The 19,674-nt window shown below is 48.7% G+C and carries 18 protein-coding genes; 12 read left to right on the forward strand and 6 right to left on the reverse strand.

Annotated elements, in window-relative coordinates; translation table 11 throughout:
• Positions 1 to 7 precede the first annotated feature (7 nt).
• Positions 8 to 235, forward strand: a complete 228-nt coding sequence (locus tag WS_RS01135; protein WP_041571677.1) for a hypothetical protein — start codon at positions 8 to 10, stop codon at positions 233 to 235.
• Here the strand turns inward: WS_RS01135 and WS_RS01140 are convergent.
• A complete protein-coding gene (locus tag WS_RS01140; RefSeq protein ID WP_011138186.1) occupies positions 232 to 855 on the reverse strand; it encodes a flagellar FLiS export co-chaperone in 624 nt (207 codons plus the stop codon). The two genes, WS_RS01135 and WS_RS01140, sit on opposite strands and share 4 nt — an antisense overlap.
• Before the next feature lie 114 nt (positions 856 to 969).
• On the opposite strand from WS_RS01140, the gene WS_RS01145 reads away from it, so the two are divergent.
• A complete protein-coding gene (locus tag WS_RS01145; protein WP_011138187.1) occupies positions 970 to 2,268 on the forward strand; it encodes a M14 family metallopeptidase in 1,299 nt (432 codons plus the stop codon).
• A 44-nt stretch (positions 2,269 to 2,312) separates the two neighbouring features.
• Here the strand turns inward: WS_RS01145 and ftsZ are convergent, their stop codons facing one another.
• The 3 genes from ftsZ to WS_RS01160 are packed head-to-tail and all read right to left on the reverse strand — an operon-like array spanning position 2,313 to position 6,392.
• Positions 2,313 to 3,470 carry a cell division protein FtsZ gene (ftsZ, locus tag WS_RS01150; protein ID WP_011138188.1) on the reverse strand — a complete coding sequence of 386 codons (1,158 nt, stop codon included), beginning with the start codon at positions 3,468 to 3,470 and terminating at the stop codon, positions 2,313 to 2,315.
• A 24-nt stretch (positions 3,471 to 3,494) separates the two neighbouring features.
• The gene (gene ftsA, locus WS_RS01155) at positions 3,495 to 4,898 is read right to left on the reverse strand and encodes a cell division protein FtsA (RefSeq protein ID WP_011138189.1); all 1,404 of its coding nucleotides are present in this window, start codon (positions 4,896 to 4,898) and stop codon (positions 3,495 to 3,497) included.
• Positions 4,899 to 4,934: 36 nt separating this feature from the next.
• Complete coding sequence (locus WS_RS01160) at positions 4,935 to 6,392, reverse strand: peptidylprolyl isomerase (protein WP_011138190.1); 1,458 nt, start codon at positions 6,390 to 6,392, stop codon at positions 4,935 to 4,937.
• A 100-nt stretch (positions 6,393 to 6,492) separates the two neighbouring features.
• On the opposite strand from WS_RS01160, the gene WS_RS01165 reads away from it, so the two are divergent.
• The 10 genes from WS_RS01165 to WS_RS01210 all read left to right on the forward strand — a co-directional run bounded on the left by WS_RS01165 (position 6,493) and on the right by WS_RS01210 (position 18,300).
• Complete coding sequence (locus WS_RS01165; RefSeq protein ID WP_011138191.1) at positions 6,493 to 7,791, forward strand: adenosylmethionine--8-amino-7-oxononanoate transaminase; 1,299 nt, start codon at positions 6,493 to 6,495, stop codon at positions 7,789 to 7,791.
• A gap of 104 nt (positions 7,792 to 7,895) precedes the next feature.
• The gene (locus WS_RS01170; RefSeq protein WP_011138192.1) at positions 7,896 to 9,080 is read left to right on the forward strand and encodes an OmpP1/FadL family transporter; all 1,185 of its coding nucleotides are present in this window, start codon (positions 7,896 to 7,898) and stop codon (positions 9,078 to 9,080) included.
• 12 nt (positions 9,081 to 9,092) lie between these two features.
• Positions 9,093 to 10,634, forward strand: a complete 1,542-nt coding sequence (locus WS_RS01175; RefSeq protein WP_011138193.1) for a fatty acid--CoA ligase — start codon at positions 9,093 to 9,095, stop codon at positions 10,632 to 10,634.
• A 125-nt stretch (positions 10,635 to 10,759) separates the two neighbouring features.
• Positions 10,760 to 11,485, forward strand: a complete 726-nt coding sequence (gene pyrH, locus WS_RS01180; RefSeq protein WP_011138194.1) for a UMP kinase — start codon at positions 10,760 to 10,762, stop codon at positions 11,483 to 11,485.
• Between the two features lie 35 nt (positions 11,486 to 11,520).
• Entirely contained in the window at positions 11,521 to 11,736 is a 216-nt protein-coding gene (locus WS_RS01185) for a DNA-directed RNA polymerase subunit omega (protein WP_011138195.1), read from the forward strand.
• A 28-nt stretch (positions 11,737 to 11,764) separates the two neighbouring features.
• Positions 11,765 to 13,912: a RelA/SpoT family protein gene (locus WS_RS01190; protein WP_011138196.1), complete on the forward strand. Its 2,148-nt coding sequence runs from the start codon at positions 11,765 to 11,767 to the stop codon at positions 13,910 to 13,912.
• Between the two features lie 16 nt (positions 13,913 to 13,928).
• Entirely contained in the window at positions 13,929 to 15,149 is a 1,221-nt protein-coding gene (gene tyrS / locus WS_RS01195; RefSeq protein ID WP_011138197.1) for a tyrosine--tRNA ligase, read from the forward strand.
• A gap of 9 nt (positions 15,150 to 15,158) precedes the next feature.
• The gene (locus tag WS_RS01200) at positions 15,159 to 16,259 is read left to right on the forward strand and encodes a nitronate monooxygenase (protein ID WP_011138198.1); all 1,101 of its coding nucleotides are present in this window, start codon (positions 15,159 to 15,161) and stop codon (positions 16,257 to 16,259) included.
• On the forward strand, positions 16,240 to 17,433 hold the full coding sequence (locus WS_RS01205; protein ID WP_011138199.1) for an N-acetylmuramoyl-L-alanine amidase family protein: 1,194 nt from the start codon (positions 16,240 to 16,242) through the stop codon (positions 17,431 to 17,433). The genes WS_RS01200 and WS_RS01205 overlap by 20 nt, the downstream gene beginning before the upstream one ends.
• A gap of 15 nt (positions 17,434 to 17,448) precedes the next feature.
• On the forward strand, positions 17,449 to 18,300 hold the full coding sequence (locus tag WS_RS01210) for a hypothetical protein (protein WP_011138200.1): 852 nt from the start codon (positions 17,449 to 17,451) through the stop codon (positions 18,298 to 18,300).
• Positions 18,301 to 18,308: 8 nt separating this feature from the next.
• Here the strand turns inward: WS_RS01210 and WS_RS01215 are convergent, their stop codons facing one another.
• Complete coding sequence (locus WS_RS01215; protein WP_011138202.1) at positions 18,309 to 18,983, reverse strand: MqnA/MqnD/SBP family protein; 675 nt, start codon at positions 18,981 to 18,983, stop codon at positions 18,309 to 18,311.
• Entirely contained in the window at positions 18,980 to 19,660 is a 681-nt protein-coding gene (locus tag WS_RS01220) for a hypothetical protein (RefSeq protein WP_041571679.1), read from the reverse strand. Before WS_RS01220 ends, WS_RS01215 begins: the two co-directional genes overlap by 4 nt.
• Positions 19,661 to 19,674 lie beyond the last annotated feature (14 nt).

Below are 19,674 nucleotides of genomic sequence, written 5' to 3' on the forward strand. Positions count from 1 at the left end.
GGAATCCATGAAGCGCTTGTGGCTAAAAGAGGTGATCATCTTTGGAGTGTTGCTTCTAGGATTGGCTCTTCTCATGCATGGAGGGGATTTGGGACGACGGCTAGGACTTGCTTTGGCTAGCCCTAGCCACTTCATCCATCCAATCCTTTGGACGCTCCCTTTCTATCTTTTGGCGTGGCTCTTTCGGATTGGGTTTGGAATCTTCTCCAAGAGGATTCGTCGAACCGAATTTTAGAAGAGCTTCATAAAGGCGCTAGCGTCAAACTCTTCAAAGTTGTAGTTATTGGGATTTGGGGTGCTATTGCCCTTGGAGATGGCTTCGCTCACTTTGGAGAGCGTTTGGGATATCTCTACTCTTTTTCCTTCAATATAACTCATCGATTCTTCTCCGAGAGAGGAGGGGTCTTGTAGCGAGAGAGAAAATCGCTCCCCTCCCACCTCGTTCACGAGCTCGCGATCAAAGAGTTTTTTGCCCATGAAAGAGCTATTTTGAGCCAAGCTGGAGATCTTCTCTTGGCTCTCTTGGAGCTGCTCTTTGAGGGCTTCTTGGGTGGAAGAATCCATGAGAGGATCTTGGAGGCTTTGGTGAATCCAAGCGAGATTCTCTCCCTCTTTGCCCATCTTCTTAAGCGCTACATCCGCACTTTGCAATGCTCCGATAAACTCATTGGCTCCCTTGATTCCTTGGGAGAAAGCCTCAATCTCTAATCGCTTTGTGTCAAACTCTGCCGAATCTCCCTTGAGGGAGCTGGATCTCTCTAAAACAGGATTTTCTGGCTCATTTGAAGGGGTGAGACTCCCTAGATGTTTTTGGAAAATAGCTAGATTGGAAGAGCCTCCGATGGCATTGATCATGATTCCCTCCTTGGGTTTTTTAAGGATAAAAGCACTTTTTGTTCCAATAGATGAGAGGGGGGCTTTTGGATATAATCGCCTTTGATCGAGTTTTGAAGAGGTCAAGGAGAGAGCTTGAAAATTGTTTGCTGGATTCTGTTTTGTGTGAGTTGGGTGCTAGGGAGTGCGATAGATTTCTCATTGATTCAAAAAGGAGAGTCATCAGCCAAGATGACTCTTTTGGTGATGGGGGGAATCCAGGGTGATGAACCCGGAGGCTTTCATGCGGCCAATCTTCTTGCCACGCCCCACTACAAAATCACCCAAGGGAGTGTTTGGGTGGTGCCCAACCTCAATCCTCATAGTATTCTGGCCAACCATCGAGGAATCTATGGCGATATGAATCGAAAATTTGCCCAACTCTCCCCCAAAGACCCTGAGTATGAGACGATTCAGCGAATCAAGTCGATCATCCTTGATTCCAGGGTTGGCGTGATTCTTCATCTTCATGATGGCTCTGGGTTTTATCGAGAGGAGTATTTAGGGCCGATGTTTAATCCTAAAAGATGGGGACAAAGCTCCATCATCGACCAAGAGAGAATCGAAACTGCTCCTCATGGGGCACTAGGGGAGATAGGGGGTGAATTGGTGGCTCATATCAATCGTTATATCCTAGAAGAGCTCCATCGTTATCGGTTAAAAAATACTCACACTGCCCAAGGAGACAAGGAGATGGAGAAGGCGCTCACCTACTTTGCGATTCAGCATCAAAAAGCAGCGCTAGCCAATGAGGCAAGCAAAAGCCTCAAGCTTGAAGAGCGAGTCTATTACCATCTTTTGGCTATTGAGGGGATGATGAACTATCTCCAAATCTCCTTTGAGCGAGACTTTGAACTCAATCCTTCGGCCATCAAAAGGGTGCTTGAGGATCCAAAGATAGAGGTGCATTTTGAGAATCGCATCTCTCTCCCTCTTCATCGTTTGCGTCCCCTGCTCTCCTATTTCCCTACGCCCAAGGAGGGGCTCAAAGGGGAATCTTCTAATGCATTGGTTAGGGTGATTAAAGAGAGACAGGGGCATGGAATTTGGTATGGAAATCGGCGAATCTCAACTCTGCTGCCTGATTTTTTTGAGAGCGATGAGTCGCTTCCTTGGGTGAAATTGCACATTGATGGAGAGGAAAAGAGGCTTAAAATGGGAGAATGCGCCGAGGTTAGGGAGCGATTCTTGGTGCATGACTTGCCGCTTGGCTGTCGAGCCAATGTGATAGGGTATGTGAATGCCCAAAAAAGCAATGAGACGGAGCTTGAGATCACCCAAGGGGAGATTGAAGGAAGATTCTCTCTAGATCAAGAGGAGAGACTCTATCGAGTCGAATTCTACTGTGGTGATCGCTTCAGCGGGATGGTGCTCGTTGACTTTGTGAAGAAGTGAGAAGAAGCTCAAAGGGCGAGGGAGTGACCCTTTGGAGCTTGAAATCAATCCATTTGTTTGCGAATGAAGGTGGGAATCTCTAGGATATCTTCGTTTTGCTCATAGTCTCCTCCGCTCACTTTACGAAGTGTGGAGGCGCTAGAGAGCGCTTTGGTGCTTTGGCTCAAATCTTTGGAGGCAACGAGCTTCAGCGTGTTGGCCTCCTCTTGGGAATCGGGTCGAACCAACTCTTTTTCAAAGCCTGTTGCTACGATGGTGATTTTGACCGCATCTTTGGGGGCAGAGGCATCAGTGGTGGTTCCAAAAATTACGTAGGCATCACTGCTGGCGCACTCCTCGACAATCTCCATAGCGCTACTGATTTGTTGCAAAGGATAGTCGGGATGGATATAGAAGTGGACTAATACACCCATCGCTCCGTTGATAGACATATTGTCAAAAAGGGGCGATTCGATAGCATTTTTAATCGCTTCATAGGCGGCGTTATTGCCTGAGCTCTCGCCAATTCCCATGAGAGCCAATCCTCGGTGGCTCATGACCGTGCGCACGTCAGCAAAGTCAACGTTGATATCATTCTCGCCATGATTGAGGATGATACCACTCATTCCGTTGACCGCACGAGCCAAAACATCATCCACGATTTTGAAGCTCTCTTTGATGCCAAGATTCTTGTCCACGATAGAGAGGAGCTTATCATTAGGAATCACGACAATAGAATCGCTCTCTTTTTTGAGCTCTGCCAAACCCTGCTCAGCAAGCTTGGAGCGCTTGCTTCCTTCAAACTTGAAAGGCTTGGTGACGATGGAGATGGTGAGTGCTCCCGCTTCTTTGGCGGCTTGAGCGATGATAGGAGCTGCTCCTGTTCCTGTGCCTCCGCCAAGACCCGCTGAGATAAAAACGATATCCGTGCCGCTCAAAAGTGCCTTAATGTCTTCAAAGCTCTCGATAGCCGCGTTGCGACCTGTTTCAGGTTGCATTCCTGCGCCCAGACCCTTGGTGAGTCTTGCGCCTAGTTGAATTTTGATGGGTGCGGGCGAAGCATTGAGCGCTTGAGCGTCTGTGTTGGCAATGGCAAGCTCAATATCTTCATGGGAACCGCCCGCGATGAGGTGGCTAATCATATTGCTTCCGCCCCCTCCTACGCCGATGACCTTGATTCTTGCCCCTGTGATGGTGGTGGCTTCTTCGACCGTTATTTGCATCTGTTCACTCCCTCGTGGATTTCATTAAAAAAGTTGGGTTAGCCATTGCCAAAACTTGGTGAAAGGATTGGGACCCTCTTTTTTGCTCTTTTGTATCTCAGCAATTTTGGAGAGATCATGCTTAATATCCGCGGCGCTCTTGCTCTCCGCAGGAGGAGTTAAAGAGCTGTTTCGCGGAGATTCTTTGATCTCTGGTGTGGAGAGAAGAGGAGGAATCGACCCCCCCTCTTCGTGGAACTTCTCTGTTTTGAAGCGAATCTTCTTTTCCGAATCAATTTCGTAGTTGGTGAATCGACCCGCTCCATAGAGGATAAGGCCAATAGCGGTGGCGTAGCTTGGGTCTCGAAGATTCTCAAAGAGTCCATCAATCTCCAGCGGTCGTGCGATTCTTACAGGCATATGAGAGAAGATCGCTCCCGCTAGCTCTCTGATTCCATCCAGTTTCACCATGCCCCCTGTGAGTACCACGCCCGCACCTAGATGCTCCTTAAGCATACTTTTTTCTAGGGACTTCGCCAAAATCATCAGCGTCTCTTCGACTCTGGCGTAGATGACATTGTGAACCACCTCTAGGGAGACTTGATGGGTGGAGGTCTCATCCCCAATGATGGGGAGTTCGATGAGATCGCCCCCAGAATCTTGATGTTTATTAAGGGAGCCATACTCCACCTTCACTCGTTCTGCTGCACTCAAGGGGGTGCGAAGCGCCATGGAGAGGTCATTGGTGATGTGATTGGAGCCCACGCCAAGGAAGTCGTTGTATTTGATGGAGTTGCCCGCATGCACCATGAGGTCGCAGGTGCTCCCCCCCATGTCGATGCAAGCCACGCCTAGCTCTTTTTCATCATCATTGAGCACCGCAATGGCTGAAGCATAGGCGCTAAGCACAATGTTTTCGATCTCAACTCCTGCAGCTTTGACGGCTTTTTTGAGATTTCCGAGGCTAGAGCGCTGGGCGGTGACGATATGGACAAAGACTTCGAGGCGATTCCCGCTCATTCCTAGGGGGTCATCAATAAAGTCTTGATCGTCCACCTTGAAATTGTAAGGGAGGACATGGAGGACTTCGTATTCATTGGGAATCGTGGCATTGTAGAGAGCGGTTTGCATGACACGATTGATCTCTTTGATGCCAATCTCACTATTGGGAATATTGACAATTCCTGAGCTATTGATACTTTTGGTGTAGACGCCAGAGATGGAGACGATCGCCTTGGAGAAGTTGGTGCCTGCCACGCGCTTGGCGTCGTTAATGGCACTTTTGATCGCTCGACTGGCCAGCTCGATATTGGTGATAGCGCCTTTTTTTAATCCTTGGGATTTGTGGATGCCTGTTCCAATGACATGAGGCACGCCATCTTTGATGTCGGCGATGATGGTGCAAATTTTGGTGGACCCGATGTCAATTCCCAATATGGTCTGATTCAATCTCCTATCCTTTCTGGCTGGTTGCATCCATGCATTTTATCGGTTCTTGACTATAGCATAACGTCGATTCAGATACTCTAGGAACGCCCCTTCGGCGAGCCTCTCTTTGATCTGAGTAACGTTTTGGGCGATAAAATCTAAGTTTTTTATCATTTCTTCGCTTTTAAGCAACTTTTGTTCCAATATCTCAAAGAGCACCGCTTTTTCGTCTAAAAGCACGTATCCTTTGGGCTCGCTACTTTGAAAAACTTGGGCTAAAAACTCAGCTGCTTCTTCGGTTTCCAAGGAAGAGATTTTGGCCACATCGTCGCGCCCGATGAATCCAATCACTTCACCCTTAAAGGATTCTAGCTCTTTTTTGGCCATCTCTTCTAAGAGGTCGCGCTTTTTTTGGGCGAGGAGATCATTGCGAGCGAGCTCTTTGGCCGCTTCAAATTTCATGGGTTCACTCTCTTTGATGCCCATGAGCTTGATGGTGAGGTAGCCCTCAGGCGAAGGAACGGGTTTCAGAGTCTCACCCACTTTAGCTTCAGAGAGGCGATAGAGGAGCTCATCTCCTAGAGTTTCATCTGACTCAGCCAAGCTATAGCGTGTCCCTTCGGGGGTAGGGCTTTTTTTGAATTCAATGTAGGTCTTAAGAGCGTTTTTCTCGGCTTGAGCGTCTTTGTAGTCTTTCTCTACGCGAGTGCGCGCCAGCTCAAATTCCAAGGGGCGACCATCTAGCCCTAGATAGTTGTTTTTGAAGCTATCGTAATGGATTTTAAGCTCCTCATCCGAGGCGCTAATTTCGTCGTTTTTGGAGAGGGAGTAGATGATATCATAGACTCGGTCCGTCATATAGACATCTTGATTTTCTCCCCAAAAGCTCTTGACCTCTTCATCGCTGACGACGGGCTTGAGGGAGGTGGAGCTGAGGGTCTTGATGGAGAGTTTATCTTGGATGTAAAAAGCCGCCCCCAAGGATTCTTTTTCAAGTTCGGTGACGCTAGGCGTGAGAATCACACCCAGTTTTTCTAATAGGAGAGAATCGTGCAGGGCACGCTCAAAAGCGGCGGGTTTGTAGTGATTCTCTTCGAGAACCTTGCGGTAAGTTTTATCATCAAATTTTCCCTCTACATGGAACGCTTCCATCTTCACAACAGCCTTGGCGACCTCTTCATCGCTCACGCGAAGACCGACATCCTTGGCAAAGTTGAGCATGAGGGTTTTTGAGATGAGACTATCAAGAGCCTGTTTCTCGATTCCTAGGGCTTTGGCTTGCTCTTTGTCAAGTGAGCCGCCAACGATTTTATTGTAAAACTCATAGAGTCTCGCATACTCTTGCTCTAGCTCGGTTTGGGTGATTTTCGTCTCCCCAACCTTGGCGACCCAAGAAGAAGAGGAGGAGAAGCTATAAGCCCCCCAGCCGACAAATCCAGCTCCCACGAAAGCGATCACGCTGATCCAAATCGTGATGACGAGATATCTCTTATGCTTCTGCATCCAGTTTATCATTGAATTAGCCTTAGGGGTTATAATTACGCTGTTTTGATAAAGCTCTAAAAAGCCACAATTATACAGAAAAGCGAATTAAATTGCGATGAGGACGATATGAATGGACAATAAAACCCTAGCACAGGAGGATTTGCGCTACCTTTGGCACCCTTGCACCCAGATGAAAGATCATGAGCAGTTTCCGCTCATTCCTATTGCTCGAGGCAAGGGGGTCTATCTCTATGACTTTGAAGGAAATGCTTATATCGATGGCGTGAGCAGTTGGTGGGTCAATCTTTTTGGCCACAGTCATGACTACATCAATAGCCAAATTGTGGAGCAGATGGGGCGATTAGAACATGTGATTTTGGCTGGATTCACTCACGAGCCTATCATTAAGCTCTCCAAGCGTCTTGTGGAGATGACACCCCATGGACTTGAGAAGTGCTTTTATGCGGATAATGGCTCTAGTGCGATTGAGGTGGCGCTCAAGATGAGTTTTCATCGCCATAAGATCGAAGGCAAAAAGCGTGCACTTTTCCTATCACTCTCTAACAGCTATCATGGGGAGACGATTGGGGCGCTCTCCGTGGGTGATGTGGCGCTTTATAAAGAGACCTATGGGGAGATACTCCTCGCCACCCTCCAAACCCCTGTACCTAGGGATTTGACCCAAGAAGCGACCCAAGAAGCGCTAGAAGCGCTAGAAGTGATTTTAGAGAACAGAGGCGAAGAGATCTCCGCTTTTGTCCTAGAGCCTTTGGTTCAGTGCGCTGGAGGAATGCATATGTACAGCGCCGATTATGTGAAGGGGGCGAGCCAGCTTTGTAGGGCGAGGGGAATCCATCTCATCTTTGATGAGATTGCCGTGGGATTTGGACGTACAGGAACACTCTTGGCGCTAGAGCAGTGTGGAGTGGTACCCGATTTTCTCTGCCTCTCCAAAGGAATCACAGGAGGGTATCTCCCCCTTTCGGTGGTGATGATGAGCCAAGAGACTTACGATTGTTTTTATGCACCCTATCATGAAAATCGAGCTTTTCTTCACTCGCACAGCTACACAGGGAATGCGCTAGCCTGCGCGGCCGCCAATGCAACTTTGGATCTCTTGGAAGATGGGAGTGTTTTAAAGAACAATCGTCTTCTTGGGGAGAGAATCGACACCCATCTAAAGCGACTCGCTCTCCATCCAAGGATCGGCAACGCTCGCCGCACAGGGATGATCGCGGCGTTGGACCTTTTGGGTTTTGATCCCAAAGAGCGCGTGGGTCTTAGGGTCTATAGTGAAGCGCTGAAGAGGGGAATATTGTTGCGCCCCCTAGGGAATGTGATCTACTTCATGCCTCCTTATGTCATCACCCTTACAGAGATTGATCAGGTTTTTGAGGCGCTAGAGGAGGTGCTAGGGAGAATCCTTTAGAGAGAGTTGGAAATTAATTGAGACAAGCCACGATTTTCTTAAAGAAAAAGATGGAATAATGCGCGCCTTTCGTCTTTTAAAAAAAATATTCAAGGTTTGGATTCATGGCAAAAAAGCTCTTTTTAACCCTCCTCTCTCTTTTCTCTTTCGCCTGTGCCTCAGGCTACAAAATCCCCGAACAATCTCTTGATTCCACGGCTCTCTCTGGCGCTCATGTCGCGGGGAGCTATGGGGCAGATGCCAGTTATTACAACCCTGCCAACATGGCTTTTGCCTCTTTAGAAGCTGAGATGGAGAGTGCGCTCACCTATATTCATCTCACCTCGGTTCACTTTGAGCAAGGCGCCTACAAAGAGGATTCAAAGCGAGAGAATTTCCTTGTTCCTAAGTTTTTTTACCGAAGCCCTGCGATGGGGGATTGGCGTATGGGGCTCTCCTTTACCACCCCAGCAGGACTCTCTAAGCGCTGGGAAGAGGGGGTTAGAGGGCAAAGTAATGCCAATGAGTTCACGCTAGAGGTCTTTGAGCTCAACCCTTCTCTCTCTTATAAAATTTCCGATTCGCTAGCGCTTGGCTTGGGAATCCGTGGGGTCTATAGCAAAGGAATCGTGAAAAACGATATGGTCACTTTGGGCTCCTATCAAGAGCTCAAAGGCGATTCTTTAGACTTTGGCTGGAACGCTGCTTTGGCGTTTAAGCCCGTGGAGAGCACCAATTTAAGCATTGCCTATCGCTCTAAAGTCAATCTTAGTATTGAGGGTGATGCGGGAATTCGCACCCCCTTTGGAAATATCAATCCTGAGGCTAGAGTCACGATTCCTCTTCCTGCAACTCTAAGCCTAGCGCTTGCCAAGCAGTGGGATGACTTCTTGGTGGAGTTTGTATGGGATAGGGTCTATTGGTCGGCCTACAAAGAGCTTGATTTTGACTATGACCACGACATGACCTCCAATCCAATCCTAAGAGCCCTAGACGCTTCCAAGGCCAAAAATTGGAAGGATACCAACACCTATCGCCTAGGACTCTCTTATCAGATGAATGAGGCGTGGAAGCTCATGGCGGGCTTTGGAATTGATAAGAATCCCATCCCTGATGACAGGCTAGGTTTTGAGCTCCCCGATAGTGACGCCAAGATCTACTCTCTTGGAGCTCGTTATAAGATCAACTCTCGCCATGAGGTGGGAGCAGCCTTTTTGGTGAGCGACAAAGAGGACAGGACGACCTCTATTGGCACTTTTAGCCATACGCAGGCCCACCTTTTAACCTTTGGATACACCTATCGCTACTAAAAGGAGTCCACGATGAGAGGCAATCTCTACACCCTCTTGTGGCAAAACGCCCAAGAACATCCTCGTAAAACGGCGCTCTTTGTGGATAAGCTCCAGCTCAACTATAAGGAGCTTCTGCGTGAGAGTGATAAAGTGGCCTCTTTTTTGCAAAAAGAGGGAATCAAGGCGGGCGATCGAGTCGCTCTCATCCTCTCTAACTCTTGGGAGTATATCGCCACCCTCTTTGGAGTACTTCGTTTAGGGGCGATCGCTGTGCCCGTGAACACCATGCTCAAAAGCGACGAGATGGAATATATCCTCAAAGATAGTGGCGCGATGCTAGCTTTTATTAGTGGAAAGTTTGAGAAGGAGGCGAAGAATCTTCTCTACACCACAGGACTTAAAAAGGTGATATGGCACGACGCTGAAGTGAAGTGCGATGCAAGGAATCTTCGTTACGAGGAGATGGTGGAGGCAAAGAATCTTCCAAAGGAGTGGGCCAAGGGATCGGGTGAAGTGGCGGTGATCATCTACACCTCGGGCACGACAGGATTCCCCAAAGGAGCGATGCTGACGCATGATAATTTCTTCTCCAATCTTGCCGCGGTGACGGAGCGATTCAAGATTCACGCCAAGGATCGCTTCATCGTCTATTTGCCGATGTTTCACGCCTTCACGCTCACAGCGACGATTCTACTTCCTTTTTATCGCTCCTGTTCGTTAGTGGTGATCAAATCCATCCTCCCCTTTAGTAATATCTTAAAGCAGGTGCTCCTTAAGCGTGTCACCATCTTTTTGGGGGTGCCTGATGTCTATAATGCGCTCATTCGCGCCAAGCTCCCTTGGTATTTTTTGTGGTTTAATTCCGTGAGAATCTTTGTCTCTGGCGCCTCAGCACTCAGCGAATCGACTTTGGCGCGCTACAAAGAGAAGTTTAAGCGCGCGGTGATGCTAGAGGGGTATGGGCTTAGCGAGTGCTCTCCTGTGGTGGCAGCCAACCCCTTGGAGAGACAAAAGGTCTCGTCTGTGGGGCCTGCGGTGCCAGGATATGAGGTGAAAATCGTGGATGATGAGCTCATGGAGCTCCCTGTAGGCGAACGAGGTGAGATCATCGTGAGGGGAGGATGCGTGATGAAGGGCTATCTCAACCACCCCGAAGCCACCCAAAACACGATCGTCAATGGCTGGCTGCTCACGGGTGATATTGGGAAGATGGATGAAGAGGGTTATATCTACATCCTAGATCGTAAGAAGGATTTGATTATCTCTAAAGGAATCAATATCTACCCTCGAGAGATTGAAGAGGCGATTTTGTCAGGCTTTCCTACCGTGAAGAGTTGCGCGGTCGTGGGATGGCAGGATGAGAGTCTAGATGAGATTCCTGTCGCCTTTTTGGAGTATGAAGAGGGAGCCAAGCCTCATAGCGAGAGTGAGATTAAAGGCTATCTCAAGAAACATTTGGCGAACTTCAAGATTCCCAAGCATCTCTATGTGCGTGATGAGCTTCCCAAAAACGCTACGGGCAAGGTTTTGAAGCGAGTGCTCAAAGAGGAGCTTAAACAAGCAGGCCTTTGATGAATCAAAAGAGATTCTGTGTGGCTTTTTTAGGAGTGCCCTTAAGAATTTCTTTTTTCTAAAGTATCTTTGGTGTAGAATCGCAAAATCTACGCCAAGAGCTGAAATTCAACAAAGGTATATTTGTGCAAAGCAAAAGAAGCAGAGTGCTAGTCAAATTCTCAGGCGAAGCGCTAGCGGGCGAAAATGGCTTTGGAATCGACACCAAGATTCTAGGATTTATTGCCAGTGAAATACGATCATTGGTAGAAAATAAGATTGAAGTGGGAATTGTCATCGGAGGAGGCAATATCATCCGAGGTGTGAGCGCCGCTCAAGATGGAGTGATTCGACGCACCAGTGCGGATTACATGGGAATGCTAGCGACGGTGATTAATGCAGTGGCGATGCAGGAGGCCTTGGAGCACGCGGGGCTGGATGTTCGCGTCCAAAGTGCTATTGAGCTTAAAGAGATCTGTGAGAGCTACATCTATCGCCGCGCGATTCGTCACCTAGAGAAGGGTCGAGTGGTTATTTTTGGAGCGGGCACAGGGAATCCCTTCTTCACCACCGACACCGCCGCTACGCTCCGAGCTATTGAGATTGGGGCTAATATGATCATTAAGGCCACTAAAGTGGACGGAGTTTACGACAAGGATCCCAACAAATTCTCCGATGCTAAAAAACTTGACACGCTGAGCTATGAAGAGGCGCTTGATGATCGCATCAAGGTGATGGATGACACCGCCATTGCGCTCGCTAAAGACAATCGCCTCCCTATCGTGGTCTGCAACATGTTCAAACCAGGAAATCTGCTTAAAATCATCCAAGGCGACAATGGGCTCTGCTCTGTTGTAGGACAGCGTCAATAACGTTCTAAACTCTTTAAAACCCTAAGGAAAAATCTATGCAAAGAATGGAAGAAATCGCCTTCAAGGCACTCAATCGAGTCAATAATGATCGCTATCTCCTCGCTAATATTTTGTTTGCTCGCATTGATGAGCTCAGCAAGGGTGCTAAGCCTTTGGTGAATATGGACGTGAAAAAACACAAACTCACTGATATTGCAATGACCGAAGTGGCCGAGGGCAAGATTGCGCTTAGCCAGATCGATCAGCTCTAAGCCTCTTTTTTAAACATAGGGCGGCGCCTTGGAATTTTTTTCTAGAGTCTCAAAGATCAGCTCCACCGCCAAGGCCAAAGAGCTTCTCTTTTCGCTCATTGAGGTCACTCCCCCTGTTCAAAGGGCGATTGATTTTGCCATAGAGGCTCACGAGGGGCAGAAGCGAAAGAGTGGCGATCCTTATGTGGTTCACCCTCTTTTGGTCTCCTGCATCGTTGCCTACTATGGGGGTGATGAGGCGATGATTTGTGCCTCATTGCTCCATGATGTGGTTGAGGATACCAACTTTAGCACCGAGGATGTGAGCCGTATTTTTGGTGAAGATGTTGCCTCGCTCGTGGATGGACTCACTAAGATAGTTGAGATTCGAGAGGAGGAGCTTCCTCCTGCGGCCTCCAACCAAAAACTAGTCGCTGCGGCTCTTAGCTTCCGCAAGATGCTAATTGCCTCCATCAAGGATATTCGAGCCTTAGTGATCAAGCTCTGCGATCGCCTCCATAACATGCTCACGCTTGATGCACTTCCCGAAAAAAAGCGCATCCGAATCTCCGAAGAGACGCTCGTGGTCTACGCTCCCATCGCGCACCGTTTGGGAATTTCCTCCATGAAAAACGAGCTAGAGGATCGGAGCTTCAACTACATCTTCCCCGAAGAGTACAAAAAGATTGATGACTACTTCCACCAGAATCGTCAAGCCATTCAGCTCAAACTTCACACTTTTATCGATAAAGTCAAACATCTGCTCATGAGCAAAGGGATGCCTGATAGCGACTTTGTCATCACTAGTCGTATCAAGCGCCACTACTCTATCTACTTAAAGATGCAACGCAAGGGAATCTCTATCGAAGAGGTTTTGGATCTTTTGGCGATTCGTATCATTGTGAAAGAGCCTTTGGATTGCTACAAGGCGCTGGGGATTTTGCACCTAGAGTTCAAGCCTATCGTCTCTCGATTCAAGGATTATGTCGCCCTGCCCAAAGAGAATGGTTATCAGACGATTCACACCACGCTCTTTGATGATTCCTCGATTTTTGAGGTGCAGGTTCGCACCGAAGACATGCACAAGAGCGCTGAATATGGCGTGGCAGCGCACTGGAAATACAAAACAGGAGGAATCACTCCTTCACTAGGTTGGCTGAGTGATCTGCAGTTCCAAAACAACACCATTGAAGAGTTCTATGAGCTGGTGAAAAATGATCTCTATCGCGAAGATATCACCGTCTTTTCTCCTGATGGGGACACCTACACACTCCCCTCAGGTGCGGTAGCGCTTGACTTTGCCTATGCGGTGCACACCGAGGTGGGGAATTGCGCCAAAGAGGCCTATGTCAACAATCAAAAAGTCTCCCTTCTAACCGTGCTCAAAAGTGGTGACATTGTGCGAATCATCACCTCCAAGGAGCCTATTGTGCGCGCCTCTTGGGTGGATGCCGTGAAGACCTCAAGGGCCAAGAATCAGATTCGTGTCAATTGCGCCATCAAGCTCAAAGAGATCGAAAAACGGAGCGCGATTAACATTGTTGCCACAATTTTTGGCAAGCTTCCCGAAGAGATCGCGGCGTTCGTCTCCAACACTCATCTAGAGAGCTCTATTCACAAGGCGTGCAAAGACCTAAGCTACCTCAAAGAGATCAAGAATCGTATCAACAACAGCATTCGAAAAGATGCAAGCCTTTTAACTCGAATCAAGATCAAGATTCTCAAACTCAAAGAGTTTATCTTTGACAATCTTGTTATCCATTCCAACTACAATATCAACGAAGCGCTCTTTGACTACTGTTGTCATCCCAAGTATGGAGATGAGATTGTGGCACTCAAAAGCGGCTCTAAGGCGTTTGTCCATCACAAGCTCTGCGATCGTGCCTATGGCGAGATCGAGAAGGGAGCCAAGATGCTCTATGTGGAGTGGGTCAAGGACAAAATGGCCTCCTACAAGGTGATTGTGGCGCTAGAGAATCAAAAAGGGGTTTTAGCCAACTTTTTGCAGTTTTTGGCTAAAAACGACATCAATGTGCTGGGTGTCGATTTGGGAAGCCAGAAAAACAGCTACGCCTCCCATTGCGAGGTGCAGATCGAGAGCCACATCAAAGACGCCAAGCTTCTGCGTAATATCTTGGCGCAACGCTTTAGAATCATTGACCTTTACAGTCAAAAAGATGCTTATGGAAGCAACTAGGAAAGGAGAGCCATTCATGCAAGAGGGCATAGAGGTAAGAGTGCAGGAGGCGATGCGAGAGATTGCTAGAGGAGTGAATGAGATCATTGGAATTGAATACATTCAAAGCCTTGTTGAGCGCTACTATAAGAGCGGCGAGACCTTCTCTATCAAGGCGGGATTTGACCCCACGGCTCCTGACCTTCACCTAGGGCATACGGTGCTCATCCAAAAGATGGCGACTTTTCAAAAGCATGGAGCGATTGTCACTTTTCTCATTGGTGACTACACCGCGATGATCGGCGATCCTACGGGCAAGAGCGAGACGCGAAAGCCGCTCACGCGAGAGCAGGTGCTTCAAAATGCCCAGAGCTATCAGGATCAGGTTTTTAAGATTCTTGATCCTCAAAAGACCGTGATTCGCTTTAACTCAGAGTGGCTAGAGAAGCTTGGAACAGCAGGAATGATTGAGCTCACCGCGAAATTTTCTGTGGCCAGAATGTTGGAGCGCGATGATTTTGAGAAGCGCTACAAGAGCCAGACTCCCATTAGCCTCGTGGAATTTATCTATCCGCTTTTGCAGGGGTATGATAGCGTGGCGCTCGAATCGGATGTAGAGTTTGGGGGGACGGATCAGAAGTTCAACCTTCTTATGGGGCGCCATCTTCAGAGAAGTTATGGACTCAAAAAAGAGCAGTCGGTTCTCATGGTGCCTATCCTGGAGGGACTAGATGGCGTGCAGAAGATGAGCAAGAGCCTTGGTAACTATATCGGGGTGACCGAAGAGCCCAACACGATGTATGCCAAGGTGCTCAGTGTCTCAGATGAGTTGATGTGGAGATATTATGAGCTTTTGAGCGCCAAAAGCCTTGATGAGATCCATAAACTCCAAGAAGATGTAAAGAGCGGTAACTACCACCCCAAAAAAGCCAAAGAAGATTTGGCACTAGAGATCACAACAAGGTATCATTCAGAACAAGACGCCCTCCAAGCCAAAGAGGAGTTTGATAAGGTTTTTGCTCGGGATGAGATTCCTAGTGAGATGCCTGAACTGGGTGTCACGGGGGAGATTTGGATCTGCAAAGCGATGGTGGAGGGGGGAATTTCCCCTTCGACCTCGCAGGCTAGACGCGATATTCAAGCGGGATCAGTCAAGATCAATCAAACCAAAGTGGAGGATATCAACCAGCAATTAGGCCATGGGGAGCACATCATTCAGGTGGGCAAGCGGAAATTTTTGAGACTGATTGTCAAATAACGGAGGAACATGAAAGAGCGCCACACGACACTACCCTCACTCAAGATCGGAAAATACACGATTCCATTCCCTATTGTCCAAGGGGGCATGGGTGTGGGAATTAGCTGGGATAATCTCGCGGGAAATGTCTCTAAAGAGGGGGGACTGGGAATCGTAAGCACCGTGGGAACGGGGTATTATCGCGCTTTTGAATTTGTAGAGAAGCTGGTGGCTTCAAGACCGCTTGAGGTAGCGAACTTCTACTCCAAGCAAGCCCTTCATGAGATATTCAGGAAGGCTAGAGAAATTTGTGGAAATGCCCCCTTGGCGGCCAATGTCCTTTATGCGATCAATGATTATGGCCGCGTGGTGAGGGATGCGTGCGAAGCGGGAGCCAATATGATCGTCACGGGCGCGGGGCTTCCCACGAATATGCCAGAATTCACCTCTAATTTTCCCGATGTCGCGCTTGTGCCTATCGTCTCCTCGGCCAAAGCGCTTCGGATTCTCTGTAAGCGTTGGGAGGGGAGATACAAGCGAATGCCTGATGCCGTGGTGGTGGAGGGGCCCTTGAGTGGAGGGCACCAAGGAGTCCCCTATGAGGATTGTTTTAAGCCAGAATATCAGCTAGAGCGCGTCTTGCCTGAGGTGGTTGAAGAGGCAAAGAATTGGGGCAGCATGCCACTTTTGGCCGCAGGGGGAATTTGGGATCGAAAAGATATCGATCGATTCATGGCGCTTGGAGCCGCTGGAGTGCAGATGGGGACGCGATTCCTTGGGACGCACGAGTGCGATGCGAAACGCTATCCTGAATTGATGCTCAAAGTCAGGGAAGAGGATATTAAACTCGTCAAATCCCCCGTGGGCTATCCCGCTAGAGCGGTCATGACAGGAATCATGGATCGCCTGCAAGAGGGCAATGCCCCCAAGGTGCGCTGCATCAGCAACTGTGTCGCTCCATGCAAAAGGGGGGAAGAGGCGAAAGCCGTGGGCTACTGTATCGCTGATCGCCTAGGCGATGGTTATCTTGGGAGTGCCCAGGAGGGGCTCTATTTTACGGGCTCCAATGGTTATAAGATTGATAAGATCGTCAGCGTGAAAGAACTCATGGATGAATTGGTGCAGGGCTAAAATTTTTCGGCTTCTTCTGGGGGGGCTCCTCTTTTTGGGGTCGTCCCTCTTGGCAGAAGTGCCCAAGATTATCGATCTCTCTACCCCGAGCGCAAGCCATCTCAAAATTCGCTTTGACCGTCCCATCGCCTCCAGTCTCTTTAGGAATTTTCAGATCAACGACAAGAACGGATTTCGAGATGTCTATGATGCTTCGGCGATTCTAGGGGTGGGAATTCCCAAGAATCTCTCTTTGGGCGAAGGGGTGAAGCTACGAATCGCCCAGAATGAAGCGACCAAGGTGAGAATTGTGCTCGATTCTCCAAGTGAGATTAAAAGCCAATTGCGAATCGAGGGGGATGAGGCGCTCATCTCCTTGGAGGGGGCAGGTTCTAATATTAGCGTGCTTTCCCTCTTTGAGGGAATCACCTCTGAAACCAAAACTCCTAGCGCAGCGTCCGCAAACTCTCCAAAACCGACCGCTACGAGCACAAAGAGACCCTCCATTCAAGGAGCAGGCAAACGAATCGTCCTAGATCCTGGTCATGGAGGCAAGGATTGTGGGGCGCAAGGGGTGGATGGGGTATGCGAGAAAGAGGTGGTGCTAAGTGTCGCCAAATATCTCTCTCAAGAGCTAACCACACGCGGCTACAAGGTCTTTATGACGCGCTCCAAAGATGTTTTTATCAACCTAAGGGATCGAACCAAATTTGCCAATGACAAGGAAGCCGATCTCTTCATCTCGATTCACGCGAACGCTGTTCCCAAGGATAAAGCCTCTAAAATGCATGGGATTGAGACCTATTTCCTCTCCAATGCTCGAAGTGAGCGGGCGAAAAATGTCGCTGCCCTTGAGAACAAAGATGATATTGAGACGATGAACTACTTCTCCAAGCAATCTTTCCTCAACACGATCAACTCCCAGCGCATGATCGCCTCCAATAAGTTGGCGATTGACATACAGTTTGGGATGTTGCGTCAAGCGCGGGAGAAGTTTGAGGGGATCACTGATGGTGGAGTGCGTGAGGGGCCTTTTTGGGTCTTGGCAGGCGCACTCATGCCCTCTGTTTTGCTAGAGCTTGGCTACATCACCCATCCCACTGAGGGCAAGAGGCTTGCTCAAAGCAGCTATCAAAAGCTTCTCGCCCAAGGAATCGCTGATGGAGTTGATGGCTATTTTGAGAAAAATTTTTAACCCCAAGGAGCGTGCGTGGAGCGAGTTGAGACCACTGAAGTCCTTTTTTCTTCCCTCTTTTTTCTGTTGGCGATTTTCACGCTGCTCGTGGTGGGGCTCTCCCAATACGCTAAAAACTTCTCCCAGCTCTTTGCGCTTGTGGCTAAAGAGCGGGGGCTTTATGCGGTTTTACTCAATCTTTTCATGACGGTGGGATTCTTCTCTACCCTCTTTTTTCTCTTCCGTCCTAGGGCTCGCCCTCGCCTCTCTTTGCGATATAAAATCTCAATGACGGGGATGCTATTTCTCTTTTTTGGGACGCTTCTTCTTGGGCTTAGCGTCAAGATGGGAAATGGCTCTATTGAACGAGAGAGTGTCGCGGGAATCATGGATTGGCTCTACTACATAAGGCAGTCGCTGGCGAGATGGTTTGGCTCCTATTGGGGAGAGAGAGCCTTGGATTGGCTCTTTTTCTTTTCGTTTGTCTTTTTGCCTCTACTCATCTGGATCAATGAGATGGAATTTGATCGAAACGACCTTTTGGGACACTATTTTCACTCGCTACGCCCCTCGATCAATCTCTCGATTGGCACCCTCTTTGGGATGAGCATTCAGCCTCTTTTTAAAGAGAGCTGGTGGGAGTATAACGAACTAGCCCTTTTGGGCTTGGGTTTGGTGCTTTTAGCGATTCTTTTCTACAAGAAGCGCCACTACTTTGGCTTTTATGAGATATTCAATATGGTGCTCTTAGGCATGGCACTACTTCTTATGGCGCTAGCACACCCTCTTTTTGAGGGCTACATTGACTATTACGAGGCCAAAAAGGCTTTTTATGGCTTGGTGCTTTTGGGGTGGTCGGCGCGATGGATGGATCGCATCACGCGCTAGAGTGATTCCTAGAATCTTTGGGGAGCCTTGATTCTCTTTTCGTCCAGCTTCCGATAAAACTTCTTCATCCCCTTTTGTGCTTTTGTATCTATTTTGTAAGAGATGTGACGAAGATAGGCAAGAATCGCCTCGGCCTTGATCGCACTCTTTTTCTCGTATTGGGCGAGGATATAGCGCGGGATGAAAATTTTTTGCTGGATGAAGCGACGAGCGATTTTTGTGTAGAAAGCGCCATGGCGGTTGTAGCAAAACTTGGCAAAGACAAAGGGGAGATGGTGTCGCTTCACCCACAGTTCACCCATATCGACGCACTCATGGGGGTGGGCAAGAAAGTAGTGGAGGGCTCTATCCCCGATGAGTACTTGCCCTTGAAGGGAGAGGACTTCAAGGAGGGCGTTGCTGGTGGCGGACTGATAGTCACTCCCCTCTTTGGAGGGAATCGCGATGACACTTAGAACGCGTTTTCTAGCGATGATTCCGACATTGGGGCAGGGCTTGGAGCGACCCGCGATGCTAGAGATAAATCCCGCGTCAATGCGCCGATGGAGAAACTCTTGGTTGAGTTTGGCGGGATAGCTCTTTTTGAGCTCAATGAATTTTTTAAAATGGGCGGGAGTGGGGTAGCGCTTGATGAAGACATGAAAGGGAAGAAGATTAATATAGTCGATTTTGCCAAATTTCATGAGAGATTCCTTTGTGCTTGGAGTGGATAGGCAAGGGAGTAGTTCCCTTGATGGGGAAATAGCAGGGGCTCGCCCAGTGAGGCAAGCCAAGAGGAGAGAGGGGTGAGGGAGTTGGACTCTAGATTGGCAACGAGGATGATTCCTGTATGAGGATCAAGAGAAATCTCCCCAAGGAGCGTGCTCCACTCTAAAAGCCGCGAGGGAGCATAGAAAAGTTCTAAGAGCGAGGGAGTTTTCCCTTTGAAGTGGTAACTAAGAAGGGGCAGGTGCACTTCGCTTTTGGGGGTGGGGGTCTCTAGAGGCAAGAGAGGCAGGGTGCGAAGCGCTTCAGGAAGGCCAGAGTGCTTTAGCGCAGGGAGCTCTCTAGAGAGCAAGGCATAAGAATCGACCTCGCAACGCCATCCCCATCTCTCCTCTTCTCCCTCCCAGGGAGAGAGGAGGAGAAGGCGCTCTATGAGGGGATTGGCGCCAAGTAGACGATGGGCAAAAAAGGAGACCCATCCCATCTCCTCATAGGAACCATAAGGGACGATGATCACTTGCGCTCTTTTCTCTAATAAAGAGGGCTCAAGGATATTCTCTTTTAAAAAGGTCTCAAATTTCCCCAGTAATAGGCGCATTTGAGCGCAAGTGGCGGGATAGAGATCTCCAGCAAACGCTAGAGTTTTGATTCTCATGAAGGCTCCAACTC

The organism is Wolinella succinogenes DSM 1740 (assembly GCF_000196135.1).
Classification (GTDB): domain Bacteria; phylum Campylobacterota; class Campylobacteria; order Campylobacterales; family Helicobacteraceae; genus Wolinella; species Wolinella succinogenes.